Consider the following 21,053-nt stretch of genomic DNA (forward strand, 5'->3'; position numbering starts at 1 on the left):
AAGCATAGCGGGCTATGTGACGAATAAAAAGAGGAAAACAGACCGGAAAGAAACTTGGGAAGAAGCTGGAGAAAAACTTTTTTGAAGAAAATTTAAACAGGCTATAAATCGTAGCGTTTCCTTTTTTGAATCAGATAGAGGGGGATTTTGTTCGGATGGGCAAAAAAAGTGTGCCAATACTAAAATCGGTTATGGTTTTAGTATTGACACATGCTTCTTATTGTTAGTCCGGACTCTCCGCTTAGAGCGCAGCCAACTCTATCACTTTTTCCACTGCCGCATTCAGCCCGTCGGGGTTCTTACCGCCCGCTGTGGCAAAGTGGGGCTGACCGCCGCCGCCGCCTTGTATCAGGTTGGCAGCTTCTTTCACGAGGTTGCCGGCTTTCAGACCATCGGCTACCAGATTGTCGCTCAGCATCACTGTCAGCATCGGTTTCCCTTCGAATACAGTTCCTGCAACGAAGAAGAGGTTCTCTGTGATTTCCCCGCGCAGTTGGAAAGCGATATTCTTAACCGCTTCGGCAGGTATCATGGCTGCACACAGTTTGATGACTTTCACGCCGTTCACATCCTGAACGCTCTGCAAAAGTTTCTCTTTCAACCGTGCTTCCTTCTCTTTCATGAAGTCTTCCACTTGTTTCTTCAAACCGGCGTTTTCTTCGATATACTTACGGATGGCACCGAGCAAATCGGGAGCGTTGTTGAAGAGCGCCTTCAAATCGCGCATTGTATCTTGGAACGCATCGAGCATTGCTTCTACGCGTGCTCCGGTATAGGCTTCGATACGGCGGACACCGGCAGCAACGGAACTTTCGGATACAATCTTTATCATTCCGATGTTTCCGGTAGCGGCTACATGCGTACCACCACAGAACTCAATGGACGAACCGAACTGGATAACACGTACGTGGTCGCCGTACTTTTCGCCGAACAAGGCGATGGCACCCAGTTCCTTGGCTTCTTCGATAGGAATGTTACGGTATTCCTGCAGAGGAATATTGGCACGTATCTTAGCGTTTACGATGTGTTCTACCTGGCGGATTTGCTCGTCCGTCACTTTCTGGAAGTGAGAGAAGTCGAAACGTAAGGAATCCGGACCGACCAAAGAACCTTTCTGTTCCACATGGTCGCCCAATACTTCGCGCAAGGCTGCATCCAGCAAGTGAGTGGCGGAGTGGTTGGCGGCACAAGCGGCACGTTTATCTGTGTCTACACAAGCCATGAGTGGAGCTTCCGGATGTGCGGGAAGCTTTTTGGTGATATGGATAGGAAGGTTGTTTTCTTTCTTTGTATCAACAACTTCAATCGTTTCAAATTCATTCACCAGTACACCGGTGTCACCTACTTGGCCGCCGCTTTCGGCATAGAACGGGGTTTTGTCCAGTACAATCTGATACAATGTCTGGTTCTTCTGCTTTATCTGGCGATAGCGCAGGATGGAGGTTTCGTATTCTGTGTAGTCGTAACCTACAAATTCGGTAGTACCTTCTTGCAGCACAACCCAGTCTCCGGTTTCAACGGCGGCAGCGTTGCGTGCACGTTGTTTCTGTTGTTGCATTTCGGCATCAAACTCCTTGATGTCGGCTGTCATGCCGTTTTCGCGGAGGATAAGTTCCGTGAGGTCGAGCGGGAAGCCGAAGGTATCGTAAAGCGTAAAGGCATCTTTGCCGCTGATTTCGGTCTTGCCGGCTGCTTTGGCATCTGCCATTGTCTTGTCCAATAAGCGTATACCTGTTTCCAGCGTACGAAGGAAAGAATCTTCTTCTTCTTTGATTACTTTGGCTATCAGCTCTTTCTGTGCGTTCAGTTCGGGATATGCACCGCCCATGTTTTCAATCAGTACGGGCAACAACTTGTACATGAATGCCTGCTTCTGTCCGAGGAACGTGTAACCGTAGCGCACTGCACGGCGGAGGATACGGCGGATTACGTAACCGGCTTTGGCATTGCTCGGCAGCTGGCCGTCGGTGATGGAAAAGGCAATCGTGCGGATGTGGTCGGCAATGACGCGCATGGCGATATCCTGTTGCTCGTTTTGTCCGTACGTAGCCCCTGTCATGTCGCCGATGGCTTTCAGTATCGGTTGGAATACATCGGTGTCATAGTTGGAAGTCTTGCCTTGCAGTGTGCGTACCAGACGCTCAAATCCCATGCCTGTATCAATTACTTTGGCAGGAAGCCCTTCAAGGCTGCCGTCTGCCTTGCGGTTGAATTGCATGAATACGAGGTTCCAGATTTCAATCACCTGCGGGTGGTCTTTGTTCACCAACTGCGAACCGGGCACTTTGGCTTTTTCTTCTTCCGAACGCGAATCCACGTGTATTTCGGAGCACGGTCCACACGGTCCCGTATCACCCATTTCCCAGAAGTTGTCGTGTTTGTTTCCGTTCAGGATATGGTCTTTCGGCAGGAACTGTTCCCAGTAGGAAGCGGCTTCGTTGTCACGTTCCAAACCCTCTTCGGAGCTGCCTTCGAATACGGTTGCATAGAGGTCTTTCGGGTCCAGTTTCAGTACATCTACCAGATATTCCCATGCCCAGGAGATGGCTTCTTTCTTGAAGTAGTCGCCAAACGACCAGTTGCCCAACATCTCGAACATCGTGTGGTGATAGGTGTCGTGGCCCACTTCTTCCAGGTCATTGTGCTTTCCGCTGACGCGAAGGCATTTCTGCGAGTCTGCCACTCTTTTATATTTTGCTGGGTGATTACCCAAAATGATATCTTTAAACTGGTTCATACCCGCGTTGGTAAACATCAGCGTGGGGTCGTCCTTAATCACCATAGGAGCCGAAGGCACAATCTGGTGACCTTTACTTTCGAAGAAACTCTTGAATGAATCTCTGATTTCGTTTGCAGTCAACATATATTTCTATTTTTGATTTCAGATTTCAAATCCCGGATTCATGATTTCAGGTTTATGATTGCTTGGGGAATAAAGTTCTCTGTACGACAGATGTATTGTCCGTCATTCTCCGTTCTTATAAATCATAAATCTGACATCATAACTCCTGTAAATCTTATAATTCTTGAAAAAACTGTGCAAAGATAGCTTGTTTTTCGTATTTTTGCCGCATTGATAATGAAATATTTACTTCCGATGCGCAAAGTTTACTACATTTATAATCAGCGGACACAGACTTATGACCGAATTTATCCTACCATGCGGCAACGGGCGTTGGGCATATTGCGCCGCTTGTTTTTTGGCATGGGGCTGGGGGCAGGCAGCTTTATCATATTGTTGCTGGTTTTCGGTTCGCCGTCCGAAAAAGAGTTGCGGAAAGAAAACAGCCGGCTCCAAGCGCAGTATAACGTCCTTTCGCGCAGGATGGATGAGGCTTTGGGAGTATTGCAGGATGTGCAGCAGCGCGATGACAACCTGTATCGCGTAATTTTCCAGGCAGACCCCGTTCCGTCCGCCATTCGCAAGGCGGGCTATGGCGGCACCAACCGTTACGAACACCTGATGGATATGGCAAATTCCGATTTGGTGGTGAACACCACGCAAAAGATGGACATGCTTACGAAGCAGCTTTATATCCAGTCCCGCTCGTTCGATGATGTGGTGGAGATGTGTAAGAGTCATGATGAAATGTTACGTTGTATACCTGCCATCCAACCGATTTCCAATAAAGACTTACGCCAGACCGCTTCCGGCTACGGAACACGTATAGACCCTATTTACGGAACTCCCAAGTTTCATGCCGGCATGGACTTCTCGGCGCATCCCGGAACGGATGTGTATGCCACCGGCGACGGCACAGTGGTTAAAATGGGGTGGGAAACAGGCTATGGCAATATCATTATTGTCGATCACGGCTTCGGCTATCAGACGTGGTATGCCCACTTACGCGATTTCCGTACGAAGCCGGGCAAGAAGGTGGTGCGTGGCGAAGTGATTGGCGGCGTAGGGAGTACGGGAAAAAGTACAGGTCCGCACTTGCATTATGAAGTACACGTAAAGGGGCAGGTAGTGAATCCCGTCAATTATTACTTTATGGACCTCAGTGCCGAGGACTACGACCGCATGATACAGTTGGCGGCTAATCATGGGAAGGTGCTGGATTGATATACAATAACAGCACCTGTTATCTTCCCTTCCACTATTATTTGTATTTCAAAAGAGTATTCTATGCTGAACACCGATAAAGAACTGAAACTGTATTACTCCATTAGCGAGGTTGCCGGGATGTTTGACGTCAACGAATCGCTGCTTCGCTTTTGGGAGAAGGAATTTCCGCAACTTAACCCCAAGAAAGGGGGGAGGGGGATACGCCAATACCGTAAGGAAGACATTGAGACGGTGAAGTTGATTTATCACCTCGTCAAGGAGCGCGGAATGACACTGCCCGGCGCACGCCAGCGCATGAAAGACAATAAGGAAAATACGCTCCGGAATTTTGAAATCGTAGAGCGGCTGAAAAGTATCCGTGAAGAACTTGTCGGCATGAAAGAGGCGCTCGACGCTTTTACGTACAAGGATGTAGAGGCGTTGAAAGAGAACCTTGTCAAAGAGAGGTCCTGACGGAATCACTCCTCGACTCTCGTCACCCGCTTGATGTTCTGTATCTGTTTTAAATTGTTGCAGATGCAGCGTACATCGTCCACATCGTGTACGTAGAGCTGTATCTTCCCTTCAAAAATACCATCGGTTGTTTCAATTGTCAACTTACGGATATTCACGTTCAGCTGGCGGGAAATGACCTGTGTCACTTCGTTCAGCAGTCCCATGCAGTCGATACCTTTCAGGTAGATTGTCACAAGGAACGACAACTCCTTGTGGGTGTCCCATTCCGTTGCGATGATGCGGTTGCCGTAGCTGCTCTTGAGACGTGCGGCTACCGGACATTGGCGCTTGTGGATGATTATCCGGTTCTGCTCGTCTATATATCCCAGCACGTCATCGCCGGGGATGGGGTGGCAGCAATCCGCCATGATGTAGTTCTTCTGGATAGCCTCTTCCGTAAGTTTCAATATCTGTTTGGTATTGATTTTCTCTTGCGGGGCTTTCTCTTCGGGCTGTTGTTCTTTGTTGTCTTTGTTGCCGAAGGAGAAGGTAAGGAATTTCTTCCAGTTCGTAGCCTGTTTCTCTTTGAAGGCATTTCTGTCTGCATCGCCCAATACAAGTTTCTTGCTACCCACGGCAACGAACAACTCGTCGCGGGTGTGGAAGTTGTGCAGGCGGGTAAGCTTGTCCAGCGCTCCGTCATCCATGCGGATGTCTTCATTCTTGAAGAAGTCGGCAAGGATTATTTCACCTTCTTTTTGGTTCGCCTTTGCTTCCTTGCGCAAGATGGACGCAATCTTGGCGCGGGCGCGGGCGGTGGTGGCGTATGTTCCCCATTCCGGTTGCACGCGCTGCGACTTGGATGTCAGGATTTCCACCTGGTCGCCGCTCTGCAGCTTATGGCTGAGAGGGACGAGTTTGTGATTGACCTTGGCGCCGATGCAGTGGCTGCCGATGTCTGTGTGCAGTGAAAAGGCGAAGTCCAGTGCCGTAGCGTTTTGCGGCATGGTTTTGATTTCGCCTTTCGGGGTAAACACAAAGATTTCCGAAGCAAACAGGTTCAGTTTGATAGTATCCAGAAAATCAATGGCATCCGGCTGGGGGTCGTCGAGTATTTCCTTGATGGTACGCAGCCATTTGTCCAGCTCGCCTTCATCTTCGCTGCCGCCGCCTTCTTTGTATTTCCAATGGGCGGCAAATCCTTGTTCGGCAACGTCGTTCATGCGCTCGCTGCGGATTTGGACTTCAATCCATTGCCCGTTGTTGCCCATGAGGGTGACGTGCAGTGCCTGATAACCGTTGGCTTTCGGATGGCTCACCCAGTCGCGCAGGCGGTCGGGATGCGGTTTGTATATCTTGGATACGGATACGTATATGTCGAAGCAGTCGTTCAGCTCTTCCTCCATATTGCGGGGCTCGAAGATGATACGTACGGCCAGCAGGTCGTAGATTTCCTCGAACGGCACATGCTTGGTCTGCATCTTGTTCCAGATGGAATAGATGGATTTGATGCGGGCGAGAATGCGGTATTTCAATCCCATCTTATCCAGTTGGGCGCGTATCGGAGCGGTGAACTCTTTGAAAAGCCTGTCGCGTTCTGTTGCCGTTGCCGCAAGTTTTCCCTCTATTTCACGGTATTCTTCCGGATGCTCGTACCGGAAACTCAGGTTTTCCAGTTCCGTCTTTATCTTGTACAGCCCTAAGCGGTTGGCAAGCGGTGCATAGATATACAGTGTCTCGCCGGCTATCTTGTACTGCTTGTTGGGCAGCATGGAGCCAAGTGTGCGCATATTGTGCAGCCGGTCCGCTATCTTTATGAGGATAACGCGGATGTCGTCGGACATGGTAAGCAGCAGTTTCTTGAAATTCTCCGCCTGTGCCGAGGCGCGGTCGCCGAAGATGCCGCCCGAGATTTTAGTCAGCCCGTCGACGATTTGGGCGATTTTAGGACCGAAGATGTTTTCAATATCCTCGACAGTGTAGTCGGTATCTTCCACCACGTCGTGCAACAGGGCGGAACAGATGGAAGTGGAGCCTAAGCCGATTTCATTGCACACAATCTTCGCAACGGCGATAGGGTGCATGATGTATGGTTCGCCCGAACGGCGTTTGATGCCTTTATGTGCCTGATTGGCAAAATTGAAGGCTTTGGTGATTATTTCGACACGCTTGCGGTGCTTGGTTGCCAAATAGTCGTTCAACAGTTCCTGGAATGCCTGTTCGATCATTTCTTCTTCGGCTTTTTCTTTCTCCTTCTGGCTTACATTGTCTTCCATATGCACTGTTCTCCTTTTTTCTTCACTTTTTGCAAAAATAAGCAATTTTCAACACCGTACAAGTATTTGTGTTCTTATTTGTAAATCTTCAGGCTCTTTCCCGCATTGATTTTTGTATTTCTCATCCCGTTCCAACTTTGTATCTGGCTGACGGTGACGCCATATTTGCGGGCGATGATCGATAAGGTCTCGCCGTTGCGTATTTTATGGTAGGTGACGTTGCCTTGCGGAGCGCTTTTCCCTTTGCCGGTGCGCGCCACGCTGCGGGTATCCGCCACAGATACGGTTTTGCGGTTTTTAAACAGCTCTGCACTGCGATGGGCATAAATCGTGTCCTGGTTGTCGATAAAAGCGCTGATGTGTTTTATCGGCAGACGGAGAGTCTGGGGTTTGCTGTCTCCCGGAATGATACTCTTCTTGTATTGGGGGTTCAGGCTCTTGATTTCGTCCATGCCGATGCCGCAAACATCTGCGATTTGCTCGAAGTGCAGGTTGCGGTTCACCTGTATGGTGTCCGTGGCATCCGGGATGTTGGTCTCCATCGGGCAGATGTTGTGCTTGCAGTAATAGGTCATTACGTAGTTGGCGGCTATAAAGGCAGGAACGTATCCCCGCGTCTCTTTGGGCAGATAGTTGTATATTTCCCAATAGTCCGTTTTGCCGCCTGCGCGGCGGATTGCCTTGTTGACTGTTCCGGGACCGCAATTGTAGGCGGCAATCACCAGGTTCCAGTCCTGGTAGATGGCATACATGTCTTTCAGGTAACGTGCGGCGGCCCAGGTCGCTTTGATGGGATCGCGGCGCTCGTCCACAAGGCTGTTGCTCTCCAACCCGTATATCTTGCCTGTCTTCAGCATGAACTGCCATAATCCGGATGCCCCTGCGCGCGACACTGCCGAAGGATTGAGCGCCGACTCGATAATGGGCAGGTACTTCAACTCCAGCGGCAGCCCGTATGTGTCGAGGGCTTCTTCAAATATGGGCATGTAGAAGTTGCAGGCGCTCAGCATGAAAGCCACCTGGTTGCGAAGACGTCCGGCATACATGTCGATGAATTTGCGCACAATTTCGTTGTAGGGCATCTCCATGACGGCGGGTATGCGTGAAAGCCGGTCGATATACACCGAGTCGCTGAATTCCGGATTGACGGTAGAGGTGCTGCAATCCTTGCCTAAGTCTATATAGTTCCTGGCTTTCCAGTCGTTGAGCAGGCTGTCTACAGGGTAGGTCATGCTCTTGGGCAGGTCGATGACTTCTCGGCGTTCTGTCCCGTTATTGCGGATGATGACATCTACGCTCTCCTGGGCATGCGCTTGCGGAGCTGCAAGCAATATGCCGGACAACAGTGAGGTACCTATGATTATCTTTTTCATATACGTAAGTTTTTTTGTCATGGGTAAAATCGGTTTAATCGGTTCTTAAAATCGGAAACTGCATTGCACCCCTACCGAACGGCGTGACGAGTTGCTTGTCCGGCTGTCGATAACGGTCGGCTCCACTCTCATGCTGAGGTCGGGGGTGATGTCGAAATTAGACAACTCGGCATCCACATACGCGTCGACAACAGACAGCAGATATACCCCGATGAAAGCAAAGATGCTCAAATCCCTGTACCTGCGATAGGTGTCTTTCCGCTTGCGTAGCAGTTCTTTCAGTTGGGTCTCGGAAATCGTGTATCCGGGCGGTAGCAGGTCGGTGATGCTGCTGGATTGCATATTGCCGTTCATGGCGTCCTTGTATGCGGTGGAGTAGTCCTTATACATCTTGCCGTTCCAGGTCAAGGCGTATGCGCATCCGGCAAAGCCGCCGTAGAATATGGGCAGTTTCCAATACTTCCGGTTGTAGATTTGCCCGCCGCCGGGAATGACGAGCGCCAGCCAGGTTGCCTTCGTGGGGTTAGGAATCCATACATTGGGGGAAATCTCTCTTTTGAGGGTGTCTGCCGGCACTTCCGCCCCGTCCAAGTCAGGCGCGGAGGTCATTTCCAATAACTTTCTCTTGTTCTCCGCCGCAATGCTGTCCGCAATGGCGGCACTGTCTGCCGCGGCAACGGCTTGCGGCAATATAAGCGCTTCCGTAGCCTTCCGTCCCGTGCTGTCGGGCTGTGTACGGACAGCCTGGCGTATGGCGCCGAGTGAGTCCGCCTGCAGCCTGTGTGTTCTTTTGGTGGCGGCACGCGGGCGGTTCTGCCCATACATAGCAATCCCTGCCGCCTGCATAAAGCAAAACAGCAGGGCGATACTGATTGGATATATTCTTCTGTTCTTTGCCATTTATTTTTTCAGCGTATCAAGGATACCGATGATACGTTCCAACTCTTCTTCGTTACTGAACGGTATACTGATTTTTCCTTTTCCTTTTTCGGAACACGTCAACTGCACTTTGGTGTTGAAGAAACCGGAAAGCTGTTGCTTCAGCATATTGAACTCCTCGGGCAGTTTGGCGCGTTTGGGGGCAATCTTGCGACCGCCGCTTTTCACGGTTTCCCCTTCGCTCAGGGATTTCACGATTTCCTCCACTTTGCGTACGGAATATCCCTGCTCCAGTATCTCCTCGAAAACCTTCACTTGCAGTTTGGGGTCGCCCAGCGTAACCAATGCGCGGGCATGCCCCATGTCTATCTGCTTGTTTTGCAACCCCATCTGGATGGGGGCGGGCAGCTTGAGCAGGCGCAGGTAGTTGGCAATGGTGGTACGTTTCTTCCCGATGCGTTCGCTGAGACGTTCCTGAGTCAGTCCGTATTGTTCCAGCAGGTGCTGGTAGGCAAGGGCTATTTCCACGGAATTCAGGTCTTCGCGTTGTATGTTTTCGATGAGAGCCATTTCCATCACATTCTCGTCATCGGCAGTGCGGATGTAGGCGGGGATGCTTGTCAGTCCCGCCATCTGCGAGGCGCGGAAGCGGCGTTCGCCGGCAATAATCTGGTATTCGTCGTCGGACAGCTTACGCAGGGTGACAGGCTGGATGATACCAATCTCTGCAATAGAATCGGCAAGCTCCTGCAGCGCTGTCCGGTCGAACTCGCGGCGGGGCTGATTGGGGTTGACGGCAATCTTCGACAATTCTATTTCATTGATAGAGGAAGAGCCTTCGGTCTGCACCTCGTCCATAGAGAGCAGGGCGTCCAGCCCACGTCCTAATGCATTTCTTTTCTGTACCATCTGTTTGTTGACTATTTTACGGTTTACTATGTTGTAGGTTTATGATTTTGCCATGCGGGGCAATCCTTATCCTCTCTTTTCGTTGCGCCCGATTACCTCTTTGGCAAGCGCGATGTGGTTCTTGGCACCGGTGGAGTCGGCATCATACAGGATGGTGGGAAGCCCGTAGCTGGGTGCCTCGCTCAGTTTCACGTTGCGCTGGATAACGGTGCTGAACACCAGTTCCTGGAAGTGGCGTTTCACCTCGTCGTATATCTGGTTCGCCTGCCGCAGGCGCGAATCATACATCGTCAGCAGGAAACCCTCGATTTCGAGTGCGGGGTTCAGCTTGGACTTGATGATTTTGATGGTGTTCAGCAGTTTGCTGATACCCTCCAGCGCGAAATATTCCGCCTGTACGGGGATGATGACCGAGTCGGCCGCCGTCAGCGCGTTGATTGTAATCAGTCCCAATGACGGCGAGCAGTCTATCAAGATATAGTCAAACTCCTCCTTGAGCGGAGCAAGCACTTCTTTCAGTATTTTTTCCCTGTTTTTCAGGTTGAGCATCTCTATCTCGGCGCCTACCAGGTTGATATGGGAAGAGATTACTTTCAGCGTGTCAATCTCGGTGTCATGAATGGCATCGCGTACGTCAGTGCGGTCTATAATACATTCATAGATAGTACAATCCGCCTGCTTGATGTCCACGCCCAGCCCCGACGAGGCATTTGCCTGCGGGTCTGCGTCTACAACGAGCACTCTCTTTTCGAGTGTGGCAAGAGAAGCCGCGAGGTTTATGGTTGTTGTCGTTTTTCCTACACCACCTTTTTGATTGGCCAAAGCAATTATTTTTCCCATAATTTCAGTGTTTATTGGCAGCGAAATAAGTGATAATTCCGAATAGCACCTACTAAAAAAGAGAAAGATTGCAAAAACGGTTGAAAAGTCGCCTGTTTTGTTAATAACTCCCGGGCGTTTATTCCGGCTTTTGCCATGAAGATACGCCAAGGTATCCTTTCTCCGTATCGGCTGGCAAATATACGTATTTATCTTGAAATGAAGCGGTTTTTTTATGTCACCTTGCGTAAGATTAAGATTTATAAAGTGATTGTGGCGGATTTGTAAAACGGTTGTGTTCCCGTCACAACAGCGCCGATACGAACTTCCATATGAAGTATCCGCACAGGCTGCATTTCAGCACCGTGCCGAACAGGAAACCCAGCAGCGAGCCCAATCCGGACTTCAGTGCCCGGCGGGTCTCTCCGCCGCCCATGAGTTCGCCGATGAATGCGCCGAGGAAAGGACCGAGGATGATGCCCCACGGCATGAAGAACAGCCCGATGACGGTTCCTACGAAGCATCCGCGCGTTCCCCAGCGGGTGCCGCCGATGTACTTGCTGCCCAGCATGGGGACGAAATAGTCGAGCACTTGCACGATGACGACAACCAGCAGCCACAGCAACAATTCGGTGCCGGAATATTGCACCTTGTCGGTAAGATGCAGCAGCAATAAGCCTGCATAGGCTACGGGCGGTCCGGGCATCACGGGCAGGAAACAGCCTATCAGTCCGGCTATCAGGCAAAGGATGCCCATTATAATAAGAATGAAGTCTGGCATATCTTTGGGGAATATGGTTTCAAAACGATTTTCTTCGTGGCGTTTCACTTCCGGTGAAAGCCCTATCCGGGTGCAATATAATGCTTTTTCTGCAAATGGCAAAACCCAGTGTCCTGAAGCGGGGGTACAGCTTTTTCATTTGCAGGAGTTAAAGGGGGGATTAGGAGTTATCTCCCTTCGGGAGAGGAGTTAAAAGCCGGCAGTTGCCCCAGGGAACACGACCGGAGAGACCGCGCAAACAGACAGGTGCAAACAGACAGGCGGAAGCGGACTAACGGAAACGGATCAACGGAAACGGAGCGATGAAGAACAAACGGATAAGAACAGCCCGGCGAAATATTCCCGCCGGATGCTTATTATCAGCGATATACGAGTGCCAACCGTTTTCTGCATGGTGGAACTCTATTCCCAGTTAACTGGAAACGCATTCCCACCGAATTGGAACTACGTTCCCAATTAACTGGGAACATCTGGGGAAAAAGAAGCTGGCAGTTACGGGGTTTTCATTTACGGGATTTATCAGGAGTCAGAGGAAGAAGGGGGTAACTCCTCCGGCTCCTGTAAATGAAAGAGCCGTGACCTCTGCCAAATATTATCCATGCCCCGCACTGATATATGGTTCTCTTTTGCTAAATTTGTAGCAAATTTAAGAAGCATGGAATATCAGAGACCTTTAATATTGATTTCCAACGACGACGGTGTCGTTGCGAAAGGAATCGGCGAGTTAATCAAGTTTCTCCGTCCGCTGGGCGAGATAGTGGTCATGGCGCCCGATGCGCCACGCTCGGGCAGTGCATGCGCGCTGACCGTGACAGAGCCTATCCGCTATCAGCTGGTGCGCAAGGATGTGGGGCTGACGGTCTACAAATGTTCGGGCACGCCTGCCGACTGCATCAAACTGGCTTTTCATACGGTGCTCGACCGCAAGCCCGACCTCGTGGTGGGCGGCATCAATCATGGCGACAACTCTTCTGTCAATGTGCACTATTCCGGCACGATGGGTGTCGTCATCGAGGGTTGCCTGAAGGGTGTCCCCGCTATCGGCTTTTCGTTGTGCAGCCACGAGCCGGATGCGGACTTCGAACCGGCAGGCGGCTATATCCGCGAGATAGCCCGCCGGGTGTTGGAGAAAGGGTTGCCGCCACTCACTTGCCTGAATGTCAACTTCCCCGATACGAAAGAGCTGAAAGGGGTGAAAATCTGCGAACAGGCAAAAGGGCAGTGGGTCAACGAGTGGGAGAACTTTGCCCACAGAGGTGGTGCGCATTATTACTGGCTGACCGGAGAGTTTGAAGCATCGGAGGAAGGGAATGAAAAGAGCGACCGCCGGGCGCTTGACGATGGCTATGTGGCAATTACCCCGACCACGGTAGATGTCACCGCGTATGGCCTGATAGATGAATTAAAGACTTGGTTCCCAATTCCTAATTCCTAATTCTCAATTCCCAATTCCCAATAAATATGAAGTATTATCTGATTGTCGGCGAGGCATCCGGCGACCTGCACGCATCGCACCTGATGAGCGCCTTGAAGGCGGAAGACCCGCAAGCGGAGTTCCGCTTCTTCGGCGGCGACCTGATGGCGGCTGTAGGCGGGACGTTGGTGAAGCATTATAAAGAACTGGCATACATGGGTTTTGTGCCTGTGTTGTTGCATCTGCGCACTATTTTTGCTAATATGAAGCGGTGCAAGGAAGACATTGCAGGCTGGAAACCCGATGTGCTTATCCTGGTGGACTATCCGGGATTCAATCTGAATATAGCCCGGTTTGTCCATGCCCGTACGCAAATCCCGGTGTATTATTATATCTCTCCCAAGATATGGGCGTGGAAGGAGTATCGCATCAAGAATATCAAGCGGGATGTGGACGAGTTGTTTTCCATCCTTCCGTTTGAAGTGGAGTTCTTTGAGGGCAAGCACCGTTATCCCATACATTATGTGGGTAATCCTACGATGGACGAGGTTAGCGCATTTCAGGCTGCCTGTTCGGAAACGTGGGATGAGTTCCGGCAGGCTAACGGGCTTTCCGCAAAGCCTGTCATCGCCCTGTTGGCGGGCAGCCGCAAGCAGGAAATCAAGGACAATTTGCCGGACATGATTCGGGCGGCTGCTGCATTCCCCGATTACCAGCTGGTGCTCGCGGGGGCGCCGGGCATTGCTCCGGAGTATTACGAGGGGTATCTGGGCGGTTCGGATGTGAAGATAATCTTCAACCGTACTTTCTCCTTGCTCAGGCATGCGGATGCGGCGCTGGTTACTTCGGGCACTGCAACGCTGGAGACGGCACTCTTCCGGGTGCCGCAGGCGGTGTGCTATCATACGCCGATAGGAAAGGTCATCGCTTTCCTGAAGCGGCATGTGCTGAAGGTGAAGTACATCTCGTTGGTCAACCTGATTGCCGATCGCGAAGTCGTGAAGGAGCTGGTTGCCGACACCATGACGGTGGAGCGGATACGGGCGGAGCTTCAACGCATCCTGCATGATGAGGCATACCGCCGGCAGATGCTCGACGGCTACGAATACATGGCATCCCGCCTGGGCGAGCCGGGAGCGCCTGCGTGTGCGGCACGCAAGATGGTAGCTTTGCTTAAAGAGCGTTTTAAAAAGTAGGATGATATTTAATTTCTTGTTAAAAGCGATAAGGCCGGTGCAGTAAATGCCCGGCTTTTGTATTTTCTATACAGAAACAAACGAAAGAACTTTAAGTATGAAAAAGCTACATTGGTTATTTATGGCGGTATGTTTGGCAGTGGTGCCTTTGCTGCAATCTTGTGATGATAAAGACGGGTATTCGGTGGGTGATTTCACTCCGCCGCTGTGGGCTACGGTGCGCGTCACCGGAAACGCCTTTTATCTGGACTGTGATGTTTGGGGGACGCTTTGGCCTGTGAATACGGATTTGGGGTGGTACGAACCGGTCGACGGGCAGCGTGTGATTACTGTGTTCAATCCTTTGTCCGATGGCTTTCAGGGTTACGACCATGCCGTGAAACTGCTGCGCCTGCAAGAGGTGCTGACCAAAGAGGTGGAGACACTGACCCCCGAGACCGAGGAGGAGTTTGGCGACGACCCTGTTTCGATTTTTAAAGGGGACATCGGCATCAGCGGCGGATATATGAATGTCATTTTCCTGCAGGACCTGCCTGCCAAGACGAAGCATCGCATCAGCCTTGTGCGCCCGCAGGATGATGCGGAACTGTACGGGGAAGACGGTTACATACATCTGGAACTCCGTTACAATGCCTATGATGATTTGACGGGGCGGCACAGCTTCGGCGCGGTGTCCTACAATCTGAACAGCCTTGACGTGACGGACGAAACGAAAGGCATCAAGCTGAAGATTAATTCGGAAGTGAACGGTGAGGTGGAATTGACGTTCGACCTTGTGGTGTCCGATGATAGTGACAAGAATATGCAGGAACTTGACCTGTCGAAGATGCAGTTGAAGTAAAGGGTCGCTATGCCGTATGCATAAAAGAGGCTGTATCAAGATGGAATAGCCCCGTCGGAATATCCCGGTTTATGAGAAAGAGGAACATTTACGGAATGCCCCTCTTTATACGCGACTGACGCGGACAACACGGATTGGATGAAGAAAAATCTGCGTTGTCCGCGTCATTCGCGTTTAAACAATGTTCTGATATATGGGTTTGTTCAATGTTTCCTTGTCAAATCATCGTCACGGCATACAGATAGACCACTGCTGCGGGAATTGCCATTAGCGCACTGTCGAAACGGTCCAGCATCCCGCCATGTCCCGGAAGGATATTGCCGGAGTCTTTAATGCCCAGTTGGCGCTTCATCAGCGATTCGGTCAGGTCGCCCCAAGTGCCGAAGATGACTACGACGACTGCCAGTCCCGCCCATTGCCACGTCGTTATGAACGGGAAGAAACGGGCGAATGCAAAGGACGATGCAATGGAGAATACCGCTCCGCCTATGCTGCCTTCCCAGGATTTCTTGGGGGAAATCCGCTCGAACAGGCGGTGCTTGCCTATCAAAGAGCCTACGCAATAGGCACCCGTATCGCTCAGCCAGATAAATACGAAGATGGAAAGCGGCAGGATGGGGTTGTAGGACACACTGCTTGTCTCCGGCGAGTTCTGGAAGGCAAGCACATTCAGCAGCGCGAAAGGCAGTGCCACGTACAACTGGCTCAGCATGGTGTATGCCCAGTTGCCGATGGGGTTTGCCTTTTTCAGATACAGCTCCGTAATCATCAGATAGAGTAACAGCCCCAAGTAGGGGAGAAACACGCGCGCATCGATGGCGGATGTGCAAAAGCCCATGAGTGCAAGGAACAGGTAGGCTCCGCCCAAAGCGGTAATGGTTTTGTTGATGCCGACCTCGCCGCCCTTGTTTACCAGGTGGGCGAATTCATGCACGCTCAATGCGCCGATGATGGTGAACAGGATGCCGAATGAGAGGGGGCTGTAAAGAATACAGCCCACCAGTACGGCTACAAATAGTGCACCTGTGATAGCACGTTGTATGAAATTATTCTTCAAGGTCTTTTCGTTTTAATGATTGGATTCGGTTGTATCGGAAGCTTCCGCGTTATTGGTCGATACAGTGTCTTTGGCAACTTCCGTGTTATGCTCCCCTTCTTCTTTCACCTCTTTTTCCGCCTCCTGTGCCTTGACGGCTTCTTTTTCTTCGGCCTCTTTCAGCTCATTGGAGATTTTGCCGGCGCTGATGATTTCTTCGGAACGGGAAGCCCACGGGCGTTTGCCGAAAATCTCTTCCACATCTTCCGCAAAAATCACTTCCTTGTCTATCAGCAGTTGTGCCAGTTTGTTGTGGTTGTCCTTGTTGTCGGAGAGTATCTGCTTGGCACGTTCGTACTGCTCGTTTATCATGCGCTTCACTTCCTCGTCAATCAGTTCGGCGGTTTTCTCGCTGTACGGACGGTTGAAGGAGTATTCGTCGTTGTTGTAATAGCAGAGGTTCGGCAGTTTGTCGCTCATGCCCAAGTAGGCAATCATGCCGTATGCCTGCTTGGTGACACGTTCAAGGTCATTCATCGCGCCGGTCGAGATTTTTCCGATAAACAAATCCTCTGCGGCGCGTCCGCCCAAGGTGGCGCACATTTCGTCCAGCATCTGCTCTTTGGTGGTAATCTGGCGCTCTTCGGGCAGATACCAGGCGGCACCCAGCGCACGTCCGCGCGGAACGATTGTTACCTTAATCAGCGGGTTGGCATGCTCCAGCAGCCATGAGATACTGGCATGTCCCGCTTCGTGTATGGCGATGGAGCGGCGCTCCTCTTCCGTCGTGATTTTGGTTTTCTTCTCCAGACCGCCTACGATACGGTCCACCGCATCCAGGAAGTCTTGTTTTTCTACGAACTTCTTCCCGTGGCGGGCGGCAATCAGGGCGGCTTCGTTGCAGACATTGGCGATGTCGGCTCCGGAGAAGCCCGGGGTCTGGCGTGCCAATAATTCCACGTCTACCGTATTGTCTATCTTGATGGGGCGCAGGTGCACGCCGAAGACTTCTTTGCGTTCGTTCAGGTCCGGCAAGTCCACGTGTATCTGGCGGTCGAAGCGTCCGGCGCGCAGCAATGCTTTATCCAGAACGTCTACACGGTTGGTTGCGGCAAGGATAATGACACCGCTGTTGGAGCCGAAACCGTCCATTTCGGTCAGTAGCTGGTTCAGGGTGTTTTCGCGTTCGTCGTTGCCACCCATAGCGGCGGCTTTGGCACGTGCGCGTCCCACTGCGTCGATTTCGTCGATGAATACAATGCAAGGCGCTTTCTCTTTCGCCTGGCGGAACAGGTCGCGGACGCGGGAAGCGCCTACGCCGACAAACATTTCCACAAAGTCGGAACCTGCCAGCGAGAAGAAGGGTACGTTGGCTTCTCCCGCCACCGCCTTTGCCAGCAACGTCTTACCGGTTCCCGGAGGACCTACGAGCAATGCTCCCTTGGGTATCTTGCCGCCCAGGTCTGTATATTTTTGCGGCTCTTTCAGGAACTCTACGATTTCCTCTACCTCCTGTTTGGCTCCTGCAAGCCCTGCCACATCCTTGAAGGTTATTTTCACCGGAGAGTTCTTTTCGAACAGCTGTGCCTTGGATTTGCCTACGTTGAAGATGCCGCTGCCGCCACCCATGCCGCCGCCACCGCTCCAGCGGCGGGACAGGAATATCCAAAAGCCTATAAGGAATGCGAACGGCAATATCTGCCAGAGGATTGCGCCGAAGTAGTTGCGCTTCTTTTCGTAGTTGATGGAGCCGTCAAAGCGTGTCTCGTCCTTCTCTTTCTGCAGGAAGTCGCCCAGGCTCTCGCGCGAGGGGGCTTCCGTTGTAATCAAGGGGTTCTTGCCTACGCGGCCGGAGTCCGCTTTGAATACATCGGGCACGTATTGCGGCTTGACGTATGCCTCTACGGAGTTGTCGTCATAACCGGTCACCTTGCTTATGTAGCCGTTGCGCACATACTCCTGAAATTCATCGTAAGGGATGCTTTTGTTGGCGGCGCCGTCTTCGTTGGCGAGGTACAGTCCCAACAGCATCATGGCTATAATCATATACAACCAGTTCAGGTTGAACTTGGGCATATTGGTTTTAGCAGGTTTTTTATTGGTATTATTGTCCATAAGTCTAAATTAATCGAGGTCGGGGATTTGAGTTAGTTTGGCGTCTGCCCATAGGTGCTCCAGGTTATAGAACTCACGGGCCTCCGGCAGGAAAACGTGAACCAGTACGTCAGAGTAGTCCATGGCTACCCATTCGGCGCTACGCAAACCGTCTACGGCAACGGGCTTGCAGTTCGCTCCTTTGCGGGTGAAGTCTTTTACGGAGTCCACAATGGCGTTTACTTGGCTTGGAGAGTTTCCCTGGCAGATAACGAAATAGTTACATATTGTATCGTCTATTTGGGTAAGGTCTGCTATGACGATTTTTTTCCCTTTTTTATCTTGAATACCTTCTGTTATTTGTTGGATTAGTTTCTTTGCTTCGTTCATTACACATTATTATTAAACAGGTGACAAATATACGTTGATTTATCATATCAAACACGCAAAAGGGGAAAAGTCTTTGGTTTTTTGTTTTTTTTTAGGTATATAATTCTTTCTGTAGAGGTGTCTTATCAGATTTTTAGGAAAAAAATAGCCGAAATTGTTTTGAATTATGGAAAACTTTGTATCTTTGCAGCGCAAAACAGAAATGCAATGCTCTATTGGGCTATGGTGTAATGGTAACACTACAGATTCTGGTCCTGTCATTCCTGGTTCGAATCCAGGTAGCCCAACTAAGAACAGCCGATTTAAGTCAAAAACCTTCTAAAACCGCGAGTTTTGGGAGGTTTTTTGTTGCTTTCCGGCCATGTCCGAAAATTTCGGTGCAGGCATTCCGTGGTCAAAGCGGTGGTAATTGTCATGATTGCTTCAGTTGCACTTATTGTCATTGTCGGCGTAGTCTATTTCCATTGCGAGAATAAGAAAACACATCAGGCATGAGTCTGGCATTGAAGCGAGCACCTTGCGGGAACATTACGCTTGGCGGAAAGAAAAAAATAAAAAAAGAACCCGAAGCAGCGGTGCGGTGACCGGGCTTCGGGTTCTTTTTTACTCTTTCTTGTCAATCGTTATTCCTGGCTTTTGATGTTCTCGTCCACCACCTTTATCTTTTCTTTCACGAGTTCGATATCAGCTTTCAGCTTTTCCACTTTGCGGTTGATTTCCGTCAGCAGGCTGTTGCCTTTTTTGGAAGCCGCTGTCAGGAAGCCGAGGTTGTTTTCGTATGTCTGCAACTCGTTCTTCATATTGTCGTAGGCGCGTGCCAGCTTTTCACGTTCCCGGTAAAGCGCTTGCGGGCTACCTTCCTGGATGGAGCTGATAGACGATTTGAAGTTGCTCAATTTCTTGTTGGAAGCGCTGATGTTGAAGCGTTCAAACAGTTTGTCTATCCGGCTGTGGTATTGTTTGTATACCTTGTCTTTCTCTTTGAACGGCACATGCCCTATGCCGTTCCACTCTTTCATGAGTTCGCGAACCGACTGGGTGGCTTCCTCCACTTCCATCGCTTCGTCAATCGCAGCCAGCTTTTCGATGATGGCTTTCTTCTTTTCCAGGTTCTCCTGTTCGACTGAGCGTTGTGAAGAGGTCGCCTTGTTCTTCTGTTCGAAGAAGTAGTCGCATGCCGAAATGAATCGTTTCCATACGGCGTCCGAATGTTTCTTGGCAACCGGACCCACCGTTTTCCACTCTTTCTGGAGTTTGCTCAGCGCTTCTGCTGTTGCCTTCCAGTCGGTGCTGTCTTTCAGCGCTTCCGCTTTCTCGCACAAGGCGCGTTTCTTTTCCAGGTTTTCGTTCATGCCCTCTTTCAGCGCCTTGAAGAACTCGCCTTTCTTCTGGAAGAAATCATCGCAGGCTTTGCGGAAGCGTTCGAATATTTTCACGTTCATCTTTTGCGGGGCAAAGCCGATGGTTTTCCATTTGTTTTGCAGGGCGATGATTTCCTGTGTCTTGTTCTCCCAGGCGGTGAAGTTGGCGAGTTCGCCGTAGTCGATGGCTTCGATGATTTCGCAAATCACCGTTTTCTGGTCGAGATTGTGTTGCTCGCTCTCTTTCAGTGCTTCGAAGTGTTGCTGGTGGCGGCGGTTCACGGCAGTGGAGGCTGTCTTGAAGCGCGTCCATATCTCTTCGCGCAGCTCTTTGGCAACCGGACCCGTATCGCGGAACTCCTGGTGCAGCTTCTGCAATTGGTGGAAGGCGGAAACCACATCCGGTTCGGTTGCCAGTTTTTCGGCGGCTTCGCACAGGTGGTTCTTTATCTCAAGGTTCTTCTTGAAGTCATATTCGCGGAACTCGCTGTTCAGCTTCAGGAGGTCGTAGAATTTTTCAACGTACAACTGGTAGTTCTTCCACAGCTCGTTGACCTTGGCTTGCGGCACAAATGTCACCTCGTTCCATTGCTGCTGCAATTTCTTGAACTCCGTATAGTTCTTGTTGGCATCTTCCGGCGACTCTACCAGTTCTTTCAGCTCCTCGATGATGGAGAGCTTGATTTGCAGGTTGAGTTCCTTCTGCTTCTCTTGCTCTGCATTGAGTGCGCTTCTTTTCTCTTTGATGACGGACATGGTATTTTTGAATTCATCTTCCAAAGCATCGGCTTGTGGAACAAACTCTTCAATAGTTCCTCCATTTTCAACAAATTGCTTCCTTGCGGCTTCTTGTTCCGAGTTGTGTAGCTTGTAGAAAGCCTGTTTCAAACCGTCTATCTCCGATTTTGCCACATTCTCCACGTCTGCCATAATCTCTTTGAGTTTATGCAGGATTTCCTCTTTGGTAAGCTTTTGGACCGGTTCCGCCGGCTTTTCAGTCAAGTTTCCCTCAGCAGGAGTCTCTGTTGCTGCCGGTTCGGAAACCTCTGCTGTTCTCTTGTCTTCTTCTAATTCCACCGGTTTGTCGGGGAGATTAGTGTCATGAGTGTCCGTCATTTGTATTTACTTTTTATAAACGGGATACCCCGTTCGGGTTACATTAGGCTACAAATTAATGAAA

At 50.7% G+C, this 21,053-nt stretch carries 17 protein-coding genes and 1 tRNA gene; 7 read left to right on the top strand and 11 right to left on the bottom strand.

What is annotated here, in order from left to right; translation table 11 throughout:
- Positions 1-241: 241 nt before the first annotated feature.
- Positions 242-2,863 carry an alanine--tRNA ligase gene (gene alaS / locus QZ327_RS03990; protein WP_294617325.1) on the bottom strand — a complete coding sequence of 874 codons (2,622 nt, stop codon included), beginning with the start codon at positions 2,861-2,863 and terminating at the stop codon, positions 242-244.
- A 234-nt stretch (positions 2,864-3,097) separates the two neighbouring features.
- Here alaS and QZ327_RS03995 point away from each other — a divergent pair, with 234 nt between their 5' ends.
- On the top strand, positions 3,098-4,066 hold the full coding sequence (locus QZ327_RS03995) for a peptidoglycan DD-metalloendopeptidase family protein (RefSeq protein ID WP_294617415.1): 969 nt from the start codon (positions 3,098-3,100) through the stop codon (positions 4,064-4,066).
- Positions 4,067-4,129: 63 nt separating this feature from the next.
- On the top strand, positions 4,130-4,522 hold the full coding sequence (locus tag QZ327_RS04000) for a MerR family transcriptional regulator (protein ID WP_294617327.1): 393 nt from the start codon (positions 4,130-4,132) through the stop codon (positions 4,520-4,522).
- 5 nt (positions 4,523-4,527) lie between these two features.
- On the opposite strand, the gene QZ327_RS04005 is transcribed toward QZ327_RS04000, so the two are convergent.
- The 5 genes from QZ327_RS04005 to QZ327_RS04025 all read right to left on the bottom strand — a co-directional run bounded on the left by QZ327_RS04005 (position 4,528) and on the right by QZ327_RS04025 (position 10,781).
- Complete coding sequence (locus tag QZ327_RS04005) at positions 4,528-6,780, bottom strand: RelA/SpoT family protein (RefSeq protein ID WP_294617328.1); 2,253 nt, start codon at positions 6,778-6,780, stop codon at positions 4,528-4,530.
- 74 nt (positions 6,781-6,854) lie between these two features.
- Entirely contained in the window at positions 6,855-8,174 is a 1,320-nt protein-coding gene (locus QZ327_RS04010) for a lytic transglycosylase domain-containing protein (protein ID WP_294617330.1), read from the bottom strand.
- 24 nt (positions 8,175-8,198) lie between these two features.
- Positions 8,199-9,053 carry a DUF5683 domain-containing protein gene (locus QZ327_RS04015; protein WP_294617332.1) on the bottom strand — a complete coding sequence of 285 codons (855 nt, stop codon included), beginning with the start codon at positions 9,051-9,053 and terminating at the stop codon, positions 8,199-8,201.
- On the bottom strand, positions 9,054-9,941 hold the full coding sequence (locus tag QZ327_RS04020; RefSeq protein ID WP_294617334.1) for a ParB/RepB/Spo0J family partition protein: 888 nt from the start codon (positions 9,939-9,941) through the stop codon (positions 9,054-9,056). It abuts the gene before it with no gap.
- Positions 9,942-10,007: 66 nt separating this feature from the next.
- Positions 10,008-10,781: an AAA family ATPase gene (locus QZ327_RS04025; RefSeq protein WP_294617336.1), complete on the bottom strand. Its 774-nt coding sequence runs from the start codon at positions 10,779-10,781 to the stop codon at positions 10,008-10,010.
- 135 nt (positions 10,782-10,916) lie between these two features.
- Between QZ327_RS04025 and QZ327_RS04030 the strand changes: the two genes are divergently transcribed.
- Entirely contained in the window at positions 10,917-11,048 is a 132-nt protein-coding gene (locus QZ327_RS04030; protein ID WP_294617338.1) for a hypothetical protein, read from the top strand.
- A 16-nt stretch (positions 11,049-11,064) separates the two neighbouring features.
- Here QZ327_RS04030 and QZ327_RS04035 read toward each other — a convergent pair whose 3' ends face one another.
- On the bottom strand, positions 11,065-11,541 hold the full coding sequence (locus QZ327_RS04035) for a DUF456 domain-containing protein (RefSeq protein ID WP_294617339.1): 477 nt from the start codon (positions 11,539-11,541) through the stop codon (positions 11,065-11,067).
- A gap of 655 nt (positions 11,542-12,196) precedes the next feature.
- Between QZ327_RS04035 and surE the strand changes: the two genes are divergently transcribed.
- The 3 genes from surE (at position 12,197) to QZ327_RS04050 (ending at position 14,992) form a co-directional block, all read left to right on the top strand.
- Positions 12,197-12,976, top strand: coding sequence for a 5'/3'-nucleotidase SurE (gene surE, locus QZ327_RS04040; protein ID WP_294617341.1), 780 nt, complete (start codon positions 12,197-12,199; stop codon positions 12,974-12,976).
- 26 nt (positions 12,977-13,002) lie between these two features.
- Positions 13,003-14,151: a lipid-A-disaccharide synthase gene (lpxB, locus tag QZ327_RS04045; protein ID WP_294617343.1), complete on the top strand. Its 1,149-nt coding sequence runs from the start codon at positions 13,003-13,005 to the stop codon at positions 14,149-14,151.
- A 97-nt stretch (positions 14,152-14,248) separates the two neighbouring features.
- Positions 14,249-14,992 (top strand): NigD-like protein, encoded by a 744-nt coding sequence (locus QZ327_RS04050; RefSeq protein WP_294617345.1) that lies wholly within the window; start codon positions 14,249-14,251, stop codon positions 14,990-14,992.
- A 217-nt stretch (positions 14,993-15,209) separates the two neighbouring features.
- On the opposite strand, the gene QZ327_RS04055 is transcribed toward QZ327_RS04050, so the two are convergent.
- Genes QZ327_RS04055 through rsfS form a run of 3 tightly spaced genes read right to left on the bottom strand, consistent with a single transcriptional unit; the run spans position 15,210 to position 18,512 of the window.
- A complete protein-coding gene (locus QZ327_RS04055; RefSeq protein ID WP_294617347.1) occupies positions 15,210-16,049 on the bottom strand; it encodes a phosphatidate cytidylyltransferase in 840 nt (279 codons plus the stop codon).
- Positions 16,050-16,061: 12 nt separating this feature from the next.
- The gene (gene ftsH / locus QZ327_RS04060) at positions 16,062-18,143 is read right to left on the bottom strand and encodes an ATP-dependent zinc metalloprotease FtsH (RefSeq protein ID WP_294617349.1); all 2,082 of its coding nucleotides are present in this window, start codon (positions 18,141-18,143) and stop codon (positions 16,062-16,064) included.
- 9 nt (positions 18,144-18,152) lie between these two features.
- The gene (rsfS, locus tag QZ327_RS04065) at positions 18,153-18,512 is read right to left on the bottom strand and encodes a ribosome silencing factor (RefSeq protein WP_294617351.1); all 360 of its coding nucleotides are present in this window, start codon (positions 18,510-18,512) and stop codon (positions 18,153-18,155) included.
- A 216-nt stretch (positions 18,513-18,728) separates the two neighbouring features.
- Between rsfS and QZ327_RS04070 the strand changes: the two genes are divergently transcribed.
- Positions 18,729-18,799: transfer RNA gene (locus QZ327_RS04070), tRNA-Gln, on the top strand.
- A gap of 336 nt (positions 18,800-19,135) precedes the next feature.
- Here the strand turns inward: QZ327_RS04070 and QZ327_RS04075 are convergent.
- Positions 19,136-20,989 (bottom strand): DUF349 domain-containing protein, encoded by a 1,854-nt coding sequence (locus tag QZ327_RS04075; protein ID WP_294617353.1) that lies wholly within the window; start codon positions 20,987-20,989, stop codon positions 19,136-19,138.
- Positions 20,990-21,053: the final 64 nt, after the last annotated feature.

Origin of the sequence: uncultured Bacteroides sp., assembly GCF_910578895.1 — a bacterium.
GTDB lineage: Bacteria > Bacteroidota > Bacteroidia > Bacteroidales > Bacteroidaceae > Bacteroides.

Excerpts from the sequence above, each read along its gene's own strand:
- ftsH (WP_294617349.1), bottom strand. The coding sequence starts at position 18,143 with ATGGACAATAATACCAATAAAAAACCTGCTAAAACCAATATGCCCAAG.
- QZ327_RS04025 (WP_294617336.1), bottom strand. The coding sequence starts at position 10,781 with ATGGGAAAAATAATTGCTTTGGCCAATCAAAAAGGTGGTGTAGGAAAA.
- surE (WP_294617341.1), top strand. The coding sequence starts at position 12,197 with ATGGAATATCAGAGACCTTTAATATTGATTTCCAACGACGACGGTGTC.
- QZ327_RS04050 (WP_294617345.1), top strand. The coding sequence starts at position 14,249 with ATGAAAAAGCTACATTGGTTATTTATGGCGGTATGTTTGGCAGTGGTG.
- QZ327_RS04000 (WP_294617327.1), top strand. The coding sequence starts at position 4,130 with ATGCTGAACACCGATAAAGAACTGAAACTGTATTACTCCATTAGCGAG.
- QZ327_RS04005 (WP_294617328.1), bottom strand. The coding sequence starts at position 6,780 with ATGGAAGACAATGTAAGCCAGAAGGAGAAAGAAAAAGCCGAAGAAGAA.
- rsfS (WP_294617351.1), bottom strand. The coding sequence starts at position 18,512 with ATGAACGAAGCAAAGAAACTAATCCAACAAATAACAGAAGGTATTCAA.
- QZ327_RS03995 (WP_294617415.1), top strand. The coding sequence starts at position 3,098 with ATGCGCAAAGTTTACTACATTTATAATCAGCGGACACAGACTTATGAC.
- QZ327_RS04015 (WP_294617332.1), bottom strand. The coding sequence starts at position 9,053 with ATGGCAAAGAACAGAAGAATATATCCAATCAGTATCGCCCTGCTGTTT.
- QZ327_RS04075 (WP_294617353.1), bottom strand. The coding sequence starts at position 20,989 with ATGACGGACACTCATGACACTAATCTCCCCGACAAACCGGTGGAATTA.
- alaS (WP_294617325.1), bottom strand. The coding sequence starts at position 2,863 with ATGTTGACTGCAAACGAAATCAGAGATTCATTCAAGAGTTTCTTCGAA.
- QZ327_RS04010 (WP_294617330.1), bottom strand. The coding sequence starts at position 8,174 with ATGACAAAAAAACTTACGTATATGAAAAAGATAATCATAGGTACCTCA.
- QZ327_RS04035 (WP_294617339.1), bottom strand. The coding sequence starts at position 11,541 with ATGCCAGACTTCATTCTTATTATAATGGGCATCCTTTGCCTGATAGCC.
- QZ327_RS04020 (WP_294617334.1), bottom strand. The coding sequence starts at position 9,941 with ATGGTACAGAAAAGAAATGCATTAGGACGTGGGCTGGACGCCCTGCTC.
- lpxB (WP_294617343.1), top strand. The coding sequence starts at position 13,003 with ATGAAGTATTATCTGATTGTCGGCGAGGCATCCGGCGACCTGCACGCA.
- QZ327_RS04030 (WP_294617338.1), top strand. The coding sequence starts at position 10,917 with ATGAAGATACGCCAAGGTATCCTTTCTCCGTATCGGCTGGCAAATATA.